Genomic DNA, 16,012 nt, shown 5'->3' on the forward strand with positions numbered 1-16,012 from the left:
AACGTCAAAGTTGACTGGCAGGGCCTCTTCGCGGGCAAGCCTCGCTCCTACAGGGCAAGCATTACTTGCCGGCGTTAATGGTCACGGTCTTGATCGCGCCCAGTTCCAGGTCCCATTTCTTCAGGATCGCCTGGTAGCTGCCGTCATCGATCATGCTTTGCAACGCGACTTTCACCGCTTCGCTCAGCTCAGTTTTTTTCTTGCTCACACCCATGCCCGAGAACTGCTTGGAGATCGGCAGGCCCACGGTTTTGTACATGTCCTTTTCCTGGGTCTTGAGGTACGGCAGGGTTTCGCTGCCTTGCATGGCCGCGTCGATACGGCTCTGACGCAGTTGCGCACGGGCGTCGGCCGAGCCTTCGGTGCCGATCACGTTGATCGCGGGTTTGCCGGCGGCTTCGCAGTTTTCCTTGCTCCACGCGGCGATTTCCGCCGGGAAGGTGGTACGGCGGCTGGTGCCGACTTTCTTGCCGCACAAGTCGACGATCTCGTTGGTGTCCTTGTTTTTCTGCAAGGTGTAGAACTGCGGACCGCTGGTGAAGTAGTCGACAAAAGTCACGCTGGCCTGACGCTCGGCGGTGTCGGTCATGCCCGAGAGCACCATGTCTACGCGATCGGTCGTGAGCGCGTTGATCATTTGCTCGAAGCCGGTTTCCTGCCATTTGATCTTCACGCCCAGACGTTCGGCCAGGGCGTTGCCCAGGTCATAGTCAAGGCCTGTAAGGGTGTTGGTGGCCGGGTCCTTGAAATCCATCGGCGGATAGTTCGGCATGATCGCTACCACGATCTCGCCCTTGTCCTTGATGCTGGCCGGCAACTCGGCAGCGAAGGCGAAACCGGATGCCAGGACGCTGGCAAGTACTGCTGGGATGACTAGGTTCTTCATGGTCGTTCTCTTATGAGTGTTGTTAGGCGGCTCTTGTTTTCCAAGCACGGCCCTTAGGTTCGAACGGCAGAAATGAAGCTTTGGGTGCGTGGGTTTTGCGGACTTATTAGTATTTCTTCGGGGCTTCCAGCCTCCACGATCTGCCCGCCGTCCATGAACACCATGCGGTTGGAAACCTCGCGAGCGAAGCCCAGTTCATGGGTGACGACGATCATGGTCATGCCGGTTTGCGCCAGATCGCGCATCACCGACAGCACCTCTCCGACCAGTTCCGGGTCGAGTGCCGAAGTGGGTTCATCGAACAGCATCAGCTTGGGGCGCATGGCCAATGCACGGGCAATGGCGACACGTTGTTGCTGCCCACCCGACAATTCGATCGGGTAGCTGTTGCGCTTGTCGGCCAGGCCGACGCGAGCGAGCAGTTCCACGGCTTCTTCGTGCGCCTCTTTGGGCGAACGCTTGAGTACCTGGCACGGCCCTTCGATGATGTTTTGCAGCACAGTCATGTGCGGGAACAGGTTGAAACGCTGGAACACCATGCCGGTGGCCAGGCGCTGACGGGCGATCTGCGACTCGTTGAGCTCGTGCAGTTTGTTGCCGACGATCCGGTAACCCACCAGTTCGCCGTCGACCCACAGGCCGCCCTTGTCGATTTTTTCCAGCTGATTGACGCAGCGCAGCAGGGTGCTTTTGCCGGAGCCGGACGGGCCGATGATGCACAGCACTTCGCCTTGCTCGACTTCGATGTTGATGTCCTTGAGCGCGTGGAAATGGTCGTAATACTTGTTCAGGCTCACGGCCTTGACGATGCTTCTCATATTGGGCTCCTCAAGAACGCTTGCCGGCGCCGCGAGCGAAACGACGCTCCAGACGGCTTTGACCGAAGGACAGGACGGTGACGGTGGCCAGGTACCAGATACCGGCGACGATCAGCAGCTCCATCACGCGGGCGTTGGCGTAGTAGATGTTCTGCGCGTTGTAGAGCAGTTCCGAGTACTGGATGACGCTCGCCAGGGAGGTCATTTTCACCATGCCGATGAATTCGTTACCGACCGGCGGAATGATGATCCGCATGGCCTGGGGCAGGATGATCCGGCGCAGCGCTTGCAAGCGCGGCATGCCGATCGACTTGGCGGCTTCGTACTGGCCGGTGTCCACCGACAACAGGCCGGCACGCACCACTTCGGCGGTATAGGCGCCCTGGTTGATGCTCAGGCCGAGGAGGGCGGCTACGAAGGGCGTCATCAGGCTCACGGTGTCCATTTCGAACAGGCCGGGGATGCCGATGGTGGGGAAGATCAGCGCCAGGTTGAACCACAGCAACAGCTGCAGGATCAGCGGCGTGCCACGGAACAGCCAGGTGTAGGTCAGCGCCACATAGCGCAGGATCGGGTTGGCCGACATGCGCATGATTGCCGTGATCACCCCGAAGACAATGCCCAGCGCCATCGCCAGCACCGCCATGACGATGGTGTTGAGCAAGCCCCACATGATCGCTTGCGACGTGAGGAATTGGCCGATGTACGACCATTCGATCTTGCCTTCGGCGAAGGCCCGTACCAGGCCAATAATCGCAATGACGATGACGCTGGCGAAGAAAATCCGCCCGTAGTAACGCCGTGGCACGTGTTGGTACTGGGTGATATCGAACTGGTTTTCCGCCAGTTTGCGCTCCGCCTGGAGTCGTTCTGCCTGTGTCTGGCTCATGTTGGTTCTCCGTGTTCTGGTCTTGATCCCTGTAGGAGCGATGCTTGCTCGCGAAAGCGGTGGGTCAGTGCAATCAGTTTTGACTGACACACCGCTTTCGCGAGCAAGCTTCGCTCCTACAGGTTTTGCGCTCTAATTCAGAGACGGAAGCCCTGATAGTTCTCGGTCCACGCTTGCTGCGCGACAAGGGCGGTTTTCAGTCGGCCGATCTGTTCGCGCACCTGTTGCGGTGCGGTGCCACCCCAGCCACTGCGGGCGGTAATAGCCGCTTCGAGGGTCAGGCTCTCGCGCACCTCAGGCGTCAGGCGCGGATCGATCTCGGCCAGCAGCGCCGGCGAGGCTTCCCACAGTTCGATGTCATGTTTCTCACAGGCCTGGACCAATGCGCCGGTGATTTCATGCGCTTCCTTGAACGGCACGCCGCGCACCGCCAACCAGTCGGCGACTTCGGTGGCGAGGGTGAAACCCAGCGGTGCCTGACGGCGCAGTTCTTCGACATTGACCTTCATGGTCGCGACCATCCCGGCCATGGCCGGCAGCACCAGCAGCAGAGTGTCGACGCTGTCGAGCACGCCGTTCTTGTCTTCGCTCAAGTCACGGTTGTAGGACAGCGGCAGGGATTTGAGCGTCGACAGCAGGCCGGTCAGGTTGCCGATCAAGCGGCCAGCCTTTCCCCGGGCCAGTTCGGCGATGTCCGGGTTTTTCTTCTGCGGCATGATCGAACTGCCGGTGGCGTAGGCATCGTCCAGTGCGACCCAGCGAAATTGCCGCGACGACCACAGGCAGAATTCTTCGGCGAGGCGGGAAATGTTGATCCCTAGCATGCTGGCGATAAACAGGAATTCGGCGACGTGATCGCGGCTGGCCACGGCGTCGATGGAGTTTTCGCACACGCCGCTGTAGCCCATTTCCTTGGCTGACTGCTGGGGCAGGCGAGCGATGGCGGAACCGGCCATGGCCGCTGCACCCAGTGGCGACAGCGAGGTGCGCGCGTCCCAGTCCACCAGGCGCTGCACATCGCGCAGCATCGATTGGGCGTGGGCCAGCAAGTGGTGAGCGAACACGATCGGCTGGGCTTGTTGCAAGTGAGTGAAACCCGGGCAGATGCTCTCGACGTGTTGCTCGGCCTGTTCCACCAGCGCTTGCTGCAAGGCCAGTACTTCAACGGTCAAGGTACGGACGTGATCACGCAGGAACAGCCGCAGGTCGTTGGCGGTCTGGTCGTTGCGCGAACGGCCGGCGCGCAGCTTGCCGCCCAGTGCGCCGAGGCGTTCGGTCAGCAGGCGCTCGATGAAGGTGTGCACGTCTTCGTCGTCCAGGGTCGGCGCGATGCTGCCGGCACGGAAGTCATCACCGATGCCCTGCAGCGCGTCGAGCATGGTCTGGGTTTCCTGCTCGCTCAGAAGGCCGGAGCGCTGCAACTCCCGGGCATGGGCCTTGGAACCGGCGAGGTCATATGGTGTAAGGCGAAAGTAGCGCTCGGGGCAACGGGACAGCGCCGCCAGAGCTTCAGACGGGCCGCTCTTGAAACGGGCACCCCAGAGACGGTCGGTGGTTTGAGACATTGTTGTTTTCCTCGTCGTTGCTCGGAAGTTAATAGTTAATCTGGTGTGATGCCGAAGAGCTTCGCGGGCAAGCCTCGCTCCTACAGGTCGAAAAAAATTCAACCGGGCGTTAGGTCAAAGCAGTGTTCAAGAGGGCAGTTGCTAAAGGGCGAGAGCTGATCGAAGTGTCAGATTTTAATAGTTCGAAATCAGTGAGTTGGCACTGATCGGCGGGATTTATTAACGGTTGCCAAGCCTTGTTTTCTGTGTTCATTATTATTAGTCGGCACTGTTTTTGTTGTTGGACACAGATTGTTGAATAGGGCACCAGAGGTAAATAAGCATTATGGAAACCCCACTTTCCAATTCCGGAAACCCGCCGCCAAAAACGCTGCAAAGGGCACCGCTGGCCCTCAGCGGTCTGGACTTCAAACTGCTCAAAGTATTCAAGGCGGTGGTCGAGGCTGGCGGTTTCAGTGCGGCGCAGAATGAGCTGAATGTGGGCCTGGCGGCCATCAGCAAGCAGATCTCCGACCTTGAGATTCGTATCGGCATGCGCCTGTGTACCCGGGGACGGGAAGGGTTTCACCTGACCGAAGAAGGGCGTCTGGTGTATCAGGCGTCGATCGACTTATTTACCTCGGTCGATAACTTTCGTGATCGGCTTAGTTCGGCGCAGAATGAACTTATTGGCGACCTTGGGGTGGGCGTCATTGACAATACAATCACGGACTCCAATTCTCCGTTAGTTGCGGCGCTTAGAAGAATAAATGAAGAGTCGCCGAAAGTAAGATTTCAACTTCAGGCGTCGCAGTTGGATGAAGTGGAAAGAGGCGTAGTTGAGGGGCGGTTAGTGGCTGGAATCGTGCCGGTTTATCAGAAAAGAGAAGAGTTCGATTACTTCCCGCTTTATGAAGAGCGCTCGTACGTGTATTGCGCCGTCGGTCATCCACTGTTCTCGGTGCCGGAGGCGGATATGGGCGGCAATGTGCTGCAGGATTACGAGTGCATCAACCACCGTTACGCAATCCATCGGGACAAACTGAATTTTGCCCGCTACGACAGCTTTTCCGCCTCGGCGACTCAAGTGGAAGCCGTGGCGCTGCTGGTCAAGACGGGCCGTTTCGTCGGTTTTCTGCCCGAGCATTACGCGGCAAACCTGGTGGCTCAGGGACAGTTTCGGGCGGTACGTCCGGACCTGATCAACATCGTCACGCCGTTCAACCTGATCCTGCGTCACAACACTGTGCGCAGTCCGTTGGTGAAGGCATTTGCCCAGGCGCTGGGGGTGGATTTGAAGGCGCCGGTTTAACCTCAAACGCAGGCGTTCAAGTGTGGTTAACAGTAACTAACGGACAATACATGGATACGCAGGAGCTACTGCAGGCTGCGATCTTTGATCTTGCTCTTCAGCAACATCGAAACCATCAAAAGATCGCAACCTGCGGCAGTTCCTACAAGGGAGGCGTGTGCAGCAATACGAAATCGTTTTTATCGAAACGTCCGCTCAATACCGGTGGCTGGGCACCCAGCGGAGTGCCTTGCAAGGCGTTGTAGTCGTTTCGGTCCATCATCAGCCAGGCCGGCCCCGAGAGGGCTTCCAGCTCCTGAATCGATTCGGTGAACACCGGTTGAAAGTCCTGCTCGATATTGACCATGAACTTGATCGCCTTGGCGTCTTTGCCCATGCCGTGCAGCACCAACGGCGCCGGAGCTTTTTGAATCTCTGTGAACGTGGCTCGGCTGAAGGCTTGCGTATCGTAAAGCTGACGTTCGACCGGTTCATATACCAGGATATAAACCGACCACAGCGCGAGGACTGCGCAACAGGCCAGCACCTCGGCTCGCCAGCGAGCGCGAAACCAAGCCGCCAGCGTGATGACTTGCAGAGCCGCAAGCACGATCAATACCGGCACAAAGGCAGGAGGTTGTGCTGGCAGACGCCGCTGAATGATCAGCAATGCGACAATCAACACTCCCGGTATCACCAACCACAGCCCCTGCATCAGACCCCGCAACCAGCCGAACACTCGACCCTGCGCCACCTGAAACGGGTATGCCGCGATGATCGCTGCCATGGGCAACATCGGCAGCAGGTAACGGGCCTTTTTCGCCTGGGGAATCGATAAGCCAATCATCACAATCAACCCGGCCGCCGTGCAGTATTGCAACAAGCGCAATGCCGGACCTGCCTGCCGTGGATTCGTCAGCCAGACCGCGGCCAATACCAGCAGTGCCAATGGATAAGCGAGCGCATAGTTGCCAAACGAAGCGGTGAAGTAATACAGCGAACCACTGACGCCTTCACTGCCGTCCATGCGCCCCATGAACTGCATGCGCACCACGTCATGCATGAAGGCCGTTCCACCACTGGCTTCGGCCAGCCACAGCAGCGCGCCGACGCACACCACCAACAACACCGCCGCCAACAGGCCAAAACCGAACAACCGTGACCAATGGCGATTGAGCAGGTAGTAGCTGCACAGCATACCGGTGGGGATCACCAGCCCGATCGGCCCGCGAATCCCGAAGCCCAACAGCAGCAGCACAAAAATCAGCGGCCACCGACGGGGCATCGCGAAATGATCGGCGGCGTACCCAAGGTAGAACACCGAAAAGGCGACAGCCGCCAGCATCAGGTCCTGGGACACGGCACGGGTTTCAGTGACAAATGTACTGGTGAGCAACATCAACGCGATGCTCAGCAGCGCCCAGCGTGTGGAGCAGGGCGCGACCAACCGGTACATCAACGTGACGATCACCGCAGCGCCGATGGCAGTCGGCAACCACGCGGTGAGGCTATTGACCTGACCGAACGGCAGGGACAACAGCCAGATAAACACCGTAGACAGCGCCGAGTAATCGGCATAGGGCTGGCCATAGGTGGTCGGGAAAAACGACGGCCCGTGGCGCAGCATCTCCTGGGCGAACAGCACGAACCGCGAATCGAAACCGATTGCTGTTTGCTGATAGACCCCCGCGATGAACAGCATGAACGTCAGCAGCCCGAACCCTAAGGACTGCCGACGAATGCCGGGTGATACCGTACTCACGCGACGACTGAGGCCGCTGGCCATTGTTGAAGGGGAATCGGCAATTTGCGGGATTCACCTCGGCCCATCGGGAAATACAGGAAGCCGCTGCGGGCCAGGCGCTCGGCGTCGTACAGGTTACGTCCGTCGAAAATCACCGGTGCATTCAGGCGTTGCTGGATCAGGTCGAAGTCCGGCGCCTTGAACTGCTGCCATTCGGTGCAGATGATCAACGCGTCGGCGCCCGCAAGGACTGATTCCGGCGTGCCCATGAGCATCAGCTTCGGTTCGTCAGGATAAAGCTGTTGGGTTTCCTGCATGGCTTCCGGGTCGAACGCCCGTACATTGGCCCCCGCAGCCCACAGCGACTCCAGTAGCACCCGGCTCGGCGCATCGCGCATGTCATCGGTGTTGGGCTTGAAGGCCAGGCCCCAAACGGCGAAGGTCTTGTCGCGCAAATCACCCTTGTAGAACGCGTTGATGCGTTCGAACAGTTTGTGTTTCTGCCGCTCGTTGATGGCCTCCACAGCTTGCAGCAGGTCGCTGTTGCAATGGGCTTCTTCGGCACTGTGGATCAGAGCGCGCATGTCCTTGGGGAAACACGAGCCGCCGTAACCGCAGCCGGGATAGATGAAGTGGTAACCGATGCGCGAATCGGCACCGATGCCCAGCCGTACCGATTCGATATCGGCACCCAGGTGTTCGGCCAGTTCGGCGATCTGGTTGATGAAGCTGATTTTGGTCGCCAGCATGCAGTTGGCGGCGTATTTGGTCAGCTCGGCGCTGCGCAGGTCCATGAACATGACGCGGTCATGGTTGCGGTTGAACGGTGCATACAGGTCGCGCATCACCTCGCGCACTTCATCGCCTTCACAGCCGATGATGATGCGGTCCGGACGGCGGCAATCGGCCACGGCCGAACCTTCTTTCAAAAACTCCGGGTTGGAAACGATATCGAACTGCAACTGACGGCCGGCCTTGAGCAGGTACTCGTCGATATGAGCGCGCAGCGTATCGCCGGTGCCCACCGGCACCGTGGATTTTTCCACCAGAATCACCGGCTGTTCACGATGGCGCGCCACTGCTTCGCCCACGGACAACACGTATTGCAGATCCGCCGAACCATCCTCCCGGGACGGCGTGCCGACGGCGATGAACAGCACCTGGCCATGTTGCACCGCGAATTTTTCGTCCGAGGTGAACTGCAGCCGCTTGGCGTCCAGGCTTTCACGCACCAGGCTGGCCAGCCCCGGCTCGAAGATGCTGACGTGGCCTTGTTGCAGCAACGCAACTTTTTTCTCGTCAATGTCCATACACACTACATCGTGGCCGACTTCGGCCAGGACGGCGGCTTGCACCAGACCAACGTAACCGCTACCAAATACACTGATTTTCATGATGCACTCCTAAGTTCGGGCGCGCGAGCAGGTCGAGAATTAATAGTGATAACACCGAGGATGACCAGCGCCACTCCCAGGGTTTTTGAAAGACTGAAGGATTCGTTGAACAGCGGCAGGCTGGCGGCCAGCACATACACCAGCGCGTAGCTGATGCTCAGCAGCGAATAGGCACGACCCAGGGGCACATCCCGCAGGGCGGCGAGCCAGGTGAGCATCGACACGGCATAGGCGAGGATGGCGGCCAGCACGACAATCACCGCGGACACATCGACGCTGCCGCTGCTCAAGGCCGCCAACCATTGTTCGGGATGCGGCAAGCGAGTCATGCTCCAGCGCATGCCCAGCTGCGCAGCGGTGCCCAGCACCACGCTGCCCATGGCGAAGGCGATTCCGCGACGCAGGCTCATGCGTGTTGCCCCAGCAGCGCCACGCCACCAATCACCAGCGCCACGCCCAGCCAGTGACGGCGGTCGATGACTTCGTGAAAGACGAAACGGGCGACCAGTGTAATCAGCACGAAATTCAGGCTGAGCATGGGATAGGCGATACCGACTTCGAGGCGCTGCAACACCAGCAGCCAGACCAGCAAACCCAGCCCCAGGGAGGCGAGCGCCAGCCACAGCCACGGCGAGCGCAGTTTTTCGCCCCAGCCAGAGGCCTTGCCGCGCCAGCTTTCCACGGCGTACTTCTGGGCGATCTGGCCCAGGCAGGTCAGCAGGCACGCAGCCAGTAGCAGCAACAGACTCATGACGCATCCTGAGGGAAGATCAGAATCACCAGATTGCCTTGTTCGTAACGTTTGCCATCCTTGGGCAGCAGTTCGATTTCTTGCAGTTCATCATCCCCTTTGACTCGCATTACAACACCGACCGAACCACTCTGGCGCGCTTCGCGCATCCACTGCTGCACGTGCTCGAGATCGACCCGCTGCTGCATTGCATCGGGATCAGGGTAGGCGAGGCCATATTTCAATTCGCCAATCGTGTTGTACAACGCTACCTCAGGGCGCTTCAAGCGCCAGGCCAGGGCCGAGGCAGCGCCCAGGTCGTTGCTCAACAGCTTGTCGGTTTGCGCCAGTTCCGGGGCGTGCTGGAGGATGAACTGGTCGGGCATCTTGTTCGCCACCACCGAATCCGGCATGCCGGCCGGCAGCACGCCGATCAGCAGCAAACTGCCGAAGGCCGGTGCCGCCCAGCATTGCAAGGGACGGAAGGCCTGCAACAGGTTGGCCATGATCCAGCCGATCAGCCCGATGAACACCAATACCAGGTTGTGCAGTTCGTGGGTGTACAGCGGTTTTTTCAGTTGCAGGTAGACCAGTGCGATCAGGACGACCAGGCCCAGCGTCATGTTCAGCAGGCCATTGATCCCCAGTACCCGGCCCTGCTCCAGCTTCAGTCGGTCCGCCAGGGCATTGCCCAGCAGCAACGCCAGAGGCAGCAGGCAGGGCATGATGTAGGTCGGCAGCTTGCCGTTGCTCAGGCTGAAAAACAGCAAGGGCATCAGCAACCACAGCAGCAGGAAAGCGATGTTGGACTGACGCCGGGTCTGCCAGGCCTGTTTCAGCGCCGACGGCAGCAACGCCGCCCATGGCAGACTGAACGCAACCAGCAGCGGCAGGTAGAACCACCATGGCGCATCGTGTTGAGCGTCATCCCCGGCGAAGCGGCGAATGTGTTCGTGCCAGAAGAAGAACCGCCAGTAATCGGGTTCCTGCGCGTGCACCGCCAAGGCCCACGGCAGACTCACCGCAATGGCCACGGCAATCGCCACCGGGCCGTAAGTCAGCAATTCCCGCCAGCGTTTCTGCCAGAGCACCCAGGGCAGGGCGATCAACACCGGCAGCGCCCAGGCGAGGAAGCCCTTGGTCATGAAACCCATGCCACAAGCCAGCCCCAGCACCGTCCAGCCGAGCAGACGCTGGCCACGGCTGTCGCTATCCAGCGCAAACCACAAAGCCACCAGGCTTAGATTGACCCAGAAGGTGAATTGCGGATCGAGGTTGGCGTAGCCGGCTTGCCCGGCAACGATCGTAAAGCTCATGTACAACAACGCGCAGGCAAAACTCTTGCGCGGCTCGTTCCACAGCCGATGAGCGATCAGATAACACAGCAACATGCTCAGCCCGGTGCTCAGCACCGAGGCAATGCGCACACCAAACAGGTTATCGCCAAACAGCGCCTGGCCAATGGCGATCATCCAGTAGCCCGCGATGGGCTTTTCGAAGTAACGCAGGCTCAAGAAGTGCGGCGACACCCAGTTACCGCTCAGGAGCATGTCCTGGCTGATCTGGGCATATCGGGTTTCATCGGGAATCCATAAGCCGTGAGAGCCCAGCGGCAACAAGTACGCCAGCAACAGAACACCCAGTAACAACGGCAATGTCCAAGGTTTGCTCATGCGCCCTGGACCCCTAGCCATCCTTCACGCCCTTCAAGGGTGCCGCGTACAACCCGGCCCTTGGGCAAGATGACAGGGGTTTCGGGGAGCAACTTGCCCAAGGGTTGGAAATGAATATCACGTTGGCGAGCATCGGCCAGTAGCTGGCGAAAATCGTTGGCCATCAGAATCCCTTCTACTTCGGCATGAATAGTGTAGACATTGAGTTTTTGCGGGGAGAACCGCTCGAGAATAAAAGTGTTGAAGTCTTTGGCTGCAATGGTCGGACCGACCACCTCGTCGAAGGTCGGCAGGTCCACCGGAATTTGCGGTGCGCCCAGACTACCATCGGCCAGCATCGGCTGGAACAGGCTCTGGCCTCGACAATCGCTGTTGTAGCGAAAGCCGAAACCTTGCTTGGCCTCGATCACACGCTCGTCCGCCCGCCAACCGGCGGACGCCGAGCATTCGACCTTTTGCCCAAGGATGTCACTGAGGCTGTCGACGCCACGGCGGATTTGCTCGATCAATTGCGCCTGGCTCCAGCGTCCGGCATTAGCCTGCCAGCCGTGGTGATCCCAGGCGTGAAGGCCGACTTCATGCCCGGCCGCCTGGGCCTGACGCATCAAGTGCCCGAGGTCGCGACCGATCGGTTTGCCCGGCCACGCAGTGCCGGCCAACAAAATATCCCAGCCATACAGGCCGGCAGCGTTGGAACGAAGCATCTTCCAGAGAAACTGCGGACGGATAAGGCGCCACAAGTGGCGCCCCATGTTGTCTGGCCCGACGCTGAAGAAAAACGTCGCCTTGACCTGTGCTTCATCGAGCATTTCGAGTAACCGCGGCACCCCTTCACGGGTGCCTCGGTAGGTGTCGACATCGATTCGAAGGCCTGCCTGCATCAACGTTTTTTGTCCGCGATTTCGAGCATGGCCTCGCGCAGGAAGAAGTCCAGCGTGTTGCCGATGGTTTCCTTCATCTCCACGGTCGGTGCCCAGTCAAGCAGACGCTTGGCGTTGGCGATGCTCGGTTTGCGGTGAGACACGTCTTGATAGCCAGTGCCGTAGAAGGCCTTGCTTTCGATATCGCGGAAACCGGCGAATGGCGGGAAGTTATCGCGCAACGGGTGAGCCTCGAACTGACGCAGCAGTTCTTCGCCCAACTGACGAATGCTGGCTTCGTTGTCCGGGTTGCCGATGTTGATGATCTGGCCGTTGCAGACATCGTTGTCGTTGTCGATGATCCGCGCCAGGGCTTCGACGCCATCGGCGATGTCGGTGAAGCAGCGTTTTTGCTCGCCACCGTCGAACAGGCGGATCGGCGTGCCTTCCACCAGGTTCAGGATCAGCTGGGTGATGGCCCGGGAACTGCCGATGCGTGCCGAGTCCAGACGGTCCAGGCGTGGTCCCATCCAGTTGAAAGGGCGGAACAGGGTGAAGTTCAAGCCTTTCTGGCCATAGGCCCAGATCACTCGGTCAAGCAGCTGCTTGGAGATCGAGTAGATCCAGCGCTGCTTGTTGATCGGCCCAACCACCAGGTTGGAGCTGTCTTCGTCGAAATTGGCGTCCTGGCACATGCCATAGACTTCGGAGGTCGACGGGAAGATCACGCGCTTGTTGTATTTGACGCAGTAGCGAACCAGTTTCAGGTTCTCTTCGAAATCCAGCTCGAACACACGCAGTGGATTGCGGGTGTATTCGATCGGCGTGGCGATCGCCACCAGCGGCAGAACCACGTCGCATTTCTTGATGTGGTATTCGATCCATTCCGAGTGGATGCTGATATCGCCTTCGACGAAGTGGAAACGCGGATGACTGCGCAGGCGCTCGATGGCATCCGAGCCGATGTCCAGGCCGTACACTTCATAACGCTCGTCACGCAGCAGGCGCTCGGACAGGTGATTACCGATAAAGCCGTTGACGCCGAGGATCAGCACTCGGGTGCGACGCGGTGCACGGCCCGATTCGGCGCCACGCAGCACGGAGCCATCGACCAGACCCAGCTCGTTGGCCAGTTGTGGGCCGCTCAGGTAAAGGCCATTTTCGTTGCGCTGGCCGGCGTTGATCACCAGCGAGTCTTCGCCACAGGCAATTCGCAGCGGATCGACGCTGATGACCCGGCCAGGTGCCTGGCCTTCGTTGCCCTTGACGACGTCCGCGCTCCAGACAATCAACTTGTGCTCGCCCACGGCGCAGAAAGCACCCGGGTAAGGCTGGGTCACGGCGCGGACCAGATTGAACAATTCTTCGGCCGGCTTGCTCCAGACCAGTTTGCCGTCCGCCGGGGTGCGACGACCAAACACTGTGGCTTTGGATTCGTCCTGCGGGGTTTCGCTGATTTTGCCTTGAAGCAGAGCTGGCAGGGTGTCGCGCAGCAGCTCGCTGGCGGCCTGGCGCAATTTTCCGTGCAGGGTCAGCGCCGTGTCGGTGCGCTCGATTGCCACCCGTTGTTGGGTGATGATGGCGCCGGCATCGGCACGTTTGACCATGCGGTGCAGGGTCACGCCGGTTTCGGTTTCACCGTTGACCAGTACCCAGTTGGCCGGTGCGCGCCCACGGTAACGAGGCAGCAACGAACCATGCAGGTTGAAGGCGCCTTTGCTGGCTGTCGCCAACAGGGGTTCGCTCAGCAGATTGCGGTAGTAGAACGAAAACAGGTAATCGGGGTTGAGCTTGCTGATGCGCTCGATCCACAGCGGGTGGTTGGCGTCTTCCGGGGCGTGCACCGGGATGCCTTGGCGGGCGCACAGTTGCGCAACCGAGCCATAGAATGCATTTTCCTTCGGGTCGTCGGGATGGGTGAACACCGCTGCAATCTCGAAACCGCTGGCAAGCAACGTTTCAATGCCGGCGCAGCCAATATCGTGATACGCGAAGACAACAGCTTTTGCACTCATGAGAGAACCTGATCTGAAGAAGTGGAAGTGAGACCGTCAACGGTGACAACGGGGACAGGAGCAGAGGGGGTGCTACGTAAAACCTTTTCGATGAAGAACCGTGGACGTGCCCGGACGTCGCTGTACATGCGGCCCAGGTACTCGCCCAACAGGCCCATGCCGATGAATTGCCCACCGGTGAAAACGAATAGCACGGCAAACAGGACGAACGTACCGCCGCCCGCCCAGCCAGCGCCGAAAACCATGCGCAGCACAATCAGCGCGATGGCGAACAGCACGCCCAGGCCAGCCATGCCGAAGCCGACGATGCTCAGTAATCGCAGGGGCGTGGTCGTCATGCAGGTGATCAGATCGAACATCAGATTGATCAGGCGCATCGGGCTGTACTTGGATTCGCCATGTTCGCGTTCGGCGTGGGTCACCAGAATTTCCGTGGTGTGCCGGGCGAAGCTGTTGGCCAGGATCGGGATGAAAGTGCTGCGTTCGCGACAGGCGAGCATGGCGTCGACGATGGTCCGGCGGTAGGCACGCAGCATGCAGCCGTAATCGGTCATGGCAACGCCAGTGGAACGCTGAACGGCGAGATTGATGAGCTTCGACGGCCAGCGACGCAAGGCCGAGTCCTGACGGTTGTTGCGTACCGTGGCGACTACGTCATAGCCCAGTTCGGCCTGAGCCACCAGCCGCGGGATTTCTTCCGGCGGATTTTGCAGGTCGGCATCGAGGGTGATCACCACATCGCCCTTGCACTGTTCGAACCCGGCCATGATTGCCGCATGCTGGCCGTAGTTGCGGTTGAGAATGACCGCCACCACCGGGCTGTGATCACGACAGGCAGCTTCCTCGAGGATTTGCGCCGAGTTGTCGCGGCTGCCGTCATCGACCAATACAATTTCGTAGTCATGGTGCAGTTGCTGGCACGCTGCTTCGGTTCGCCTGAGCAACTCGGGCAGACTGTCTTCCTCGTTATAGACTGGGATGACGATTGATACACAACGGATCGGATAAGGTTTCACAGGCTTGCATCCAGTGTTTTTTCAATGGCGCCGACGACACGATCGACATCATCGGTGGTCATGTCGGGGAACAACGGGATCGAACACAGCCGCGCTGAGTTCCATTCAGTGTTGGGCAGGTAGATGTTGGGGAACCGCTGGCGATAGTAAGTGTGCAGGTGGGTTGCGATGAAGTGAATACCGGTTCCGATGTTCTGTTCCTGCAACGCTTTCATGAACGCCTCGCGGTCCAGGCCGCAACGTTCAGCGTCGATGCGCAGGATGAACAGGTGCCAGGCGTGTTGTTGTGCATGCGACGGAATGGCCAGCGGTTCTACAGGGAGACCTTCGAGGCGTTGCAGGTAGGTCTGCGCCAGCTCCGTGCGCTTGGCATTGATCGCGTCCAGGCGTTCCAGCTGTACCAGGGCGATGGCGGCATTGATGTCGGCCAGGTTGTACTTGAAGCCGGGTTCGATCACCTGGGCCTGGGGCTTGCGGCCGTGGGTGAGGCGGTCGTAGGCGTCGACGCCCAGGCCATGAAACTTGAGCATGCGTACCCGATTGGCCAGGGCTTCATCGTCGCTGACGAACATCGCGCCCTCGGCGCAGGTCATGTTCTTGATCGCGTGGAACGAGAAGATCGCGGTGCCTTGGGCGCCGACATGCCGACCTTTATAGAAAGTGCCCGCCGCGTGAGCCGCGTCTTCGATGACGGGGATACCATGTTTGTCGGCCAGAGCGTAGAGCGGATCGAGGTCGAATGCCGCGCCGGCGTAATGCACCGGAATGATTGCCTTGGTGCGAGGCGTGATCGCCGCTTCGATGCTCGCCACGTCACACATCAATGTGTCGCGGTCAACGTCGACGAAAACCGGCGTCGCACCGAGCAGGCAGATCATGTTGGCGGTCGACACCCAGGTCTGCGACGGTGTAATGACTTCGTCACCGGGACCGATACCCAAGGCCAACAAAGTAATGTGCATGCCACCGGTGGCCGAGGACAATGCGACGGCATGCCGGCAGCCGACATAGTTGGCGAAGTGTTCTTCCAGTTGCTGGTTTTTCGGCCCGGTAGTGATCCAGCCAGAGCGCAGTACTTGCTCTACCGCAGCAATTTCTTCGTCGCCGATACTCGGGCGAGAGAAGGGGAGAAACGCCTGACTCATGGGCACC

14 protein-coding genes are annotated in these 16,012 nt (G+C 59.5%); 1 reads left to right on the plus strand and 13 read right to left on the minus strand.

The features are described 5' to 3' along the window. Positions 1-61: 61 nt before the first annotated feature. From AC30D7_RS23560 to argH, 4 genes are all read right to left on the minus strand, one after another. Entirely contained in the window at positions 62-886 is an 825-nt protein-coding gene (locus AC30D7_RS23560) for an ABC transporter substrate-binding protein (RefSeq protein ID WP_490135680.1), read from the minus strand. 53 nt (positions 887-939) lie between these two features. Further along, positions 940-1,704 carry an amino acid ABC transporter ATP-binding protein gene (locus AC30D7_RS23565; RefSeq protein WP_018929141.1) on the minus strand — a complete coding sequence of 255 codons (765 nt, stop codon included), beginning with the start codon at positions 1,702-1,704 and terminating at the stop codon, positions 940-942. 10 nt (positions 1,705-1,714) lie between these two features. Then, complete coding sequence (locus AC30D7_RS23570) at positions 1,715-2,593, minus strand: amino acid ABC transporter permease (RefSeq protein WP_018929142.1); 879 nt, start codon at positions 2,591-2,593, stop codon at positions 1,715-1,717. Between the two features lie 137 nt (positions 2,594-2,730). Then, complete coding sequence (argH, locus tag AC30D7_RS23575; protein WP_490135681.1) at positions 2,731-4,158, minus strand: argininosuccinate lyase; 1,428 nt, start codon at positions 4,156-4,158, stop codon at positions 2,731-2,733. A 325-nt stretch (positions 4,159-4,483) separates the two neighbouring features. On the opposite strand from argH, the gene AC30D7_RS23580 reads away from it, so the two are divergent. Further along, positions 4,484-5,449 (plus strand): LysR family transcriptional regulator, encoded by a 966-nt coding sequence (locus AC30D7_RS23580; RefSeq protein WP_490135682.1) that lies wholly within the window; start codon positions 4,484-4,486, stop codon positions 5,447-5,449. 142 nt (positions 5,450-5,591) lie between these two features. Here the strand turns inward: AC30D7_RS23580 and AC30D7_RS23585 are convergent, their stop codons facing one another. The 9 genes from AC30D7_RS23585 to arnB are packed head-to-tail and all read right to left on the minus strand — an operon-like array spanning position 5,592 to position 16,005. Next, a complete protein-coding gene (locus AC30D7_RS23585) occupies positions 5,592-7,214 on the minus strand; it encodes an ArnT family glycosyltransferase (protein ID WP_490135683.1) in 1,623 nt (540 codons plus the stop codon). Then, the gene (locus tag AC30D7_RS23590) at positions 7,187-8,566 is read right to left on the minus strand and encodes a UDP-glucose dehydrogenase family protein (protein ID WP_490135684.1); all 1,380 of its coding nucleotides are present in this window, start codon (positions 8,564-8,566) and stop codon (positions 7,187-7,189) included. Before AC30D7_RS23590 ends, AC30D7_RS23585 begins: the two co-directional genes overlap by 28 nt. After that, positions 8,563-8,976: a 4-amino-4-deoxy-L-arabinose-phosphoundecaprenol flippase subunit ArnF gene (gene arnF, locus AC30D7_RS23595; protein WP_490135685.1), complete on the minus strand. Its 414-nt coding sequence runs from the start codon at positions 8,974-8,976 to the stop codon at positions 8,563-8,565. Before arnF ends, AC30D7_RS23590 begins: the two co-directional genes overlap by 4 nt. After that, positions 8,973-9,317 (minus strand): 4-amino-4-deoxy-L-arabinose-phosphoundecaprenol flippase subunit ArnE, encoded by a 345-nt coding sequence (arnE, locus tag AC30D7_RS23600; RefSeq protein ID WP_490135686.1) that lies wholly within the window; start codon positions 9,315-9,317, stop codon positions 8,973-8,975. The genes arnF and arnE overlap by 4 nt, the downstream gene beginning before the upstream one ends. Next, positions 9,314-10,969 (minus strand): lipid IV(A) 4-amino-4-deoxy-L-arabinosyltransferase, encoded by a 1,656-nt coding sequence (gene arnT / locus AC30D7_RS23605; protein ID WP_490135687.1) that lies wholly within the window; start codon positions 10,967-10,969, stop codon positions 9,314-9,316. Before arnT ends, arnE begins: the two co-directional genes overlap by 4 nt. Continuing rightward, complete coding sequence (gene arnD / locus AC30D7_RS23610; RefSeq protein WP_490135688.1) at positions 10,966-11,850, minus strand: 4-deoxy-4-formamido-L-arabinose-phosphoundecaprenol deformylase; 885 nt, start codon at positions 11,848-11,850, stop codon at positions 10,966-10,968. Before arnD ends, arnT begins: the two co-directional genes overlap by 4 nt. Next, positions 11,850-13,844, minus strand: coding sequence for a bifunctional UDP-4-amino-4-deoxy-L-arabinose formyltransferase/UDP-glucuronic acid oxidase ArnA (arnA, locus tag AC30D7_RS23615; RefSeq protein WP_490135689.1), 1,995 nt, complete (start codon positions 13,842-13,844; stop codon positions 11,850-11,852). The genes arnD and arnA overlap by 1 nt, the downstream gene beginning before the upstream one ends. Further along, positions 13,841-14,860: an undecaprenyl-phosphate 4-deoxy-4-formamido-L-arabinose transferase gene (arnC, locus tag AC30D7_RS23620; RefSeq protein ID WP_490135690.1), complete on the minus strand. Its 1,020-nt coding sequence runs from the start codon at positions 14,858-14,860 to the stop codon at positions 13,841-13,843. The genes arnA and arnC overlap by 4 nt, the downstream gene beginning before the upstream one ends. Next, positions 14,857-16,005, minus strand: a complete 1,149-nt coding sequence (gene arnB / locus AC30D7_RS23625) for a UDP-4-amino-4-deoxy-L-arabinose aminotransferase (protein WP_490135691.1) — start codon at positions 16,003-16,005, stop codon at positions 14,857-14,859. The genes arnC and arnB overlap by 4 nt, the downstream gene beginning before the upstream one ends. Positions 16,006-16,012: the final 7 nt, after the last annotated feature.

Source organism: Pseudomonas sp. DF5 (genome assembly GCF_058148225.1).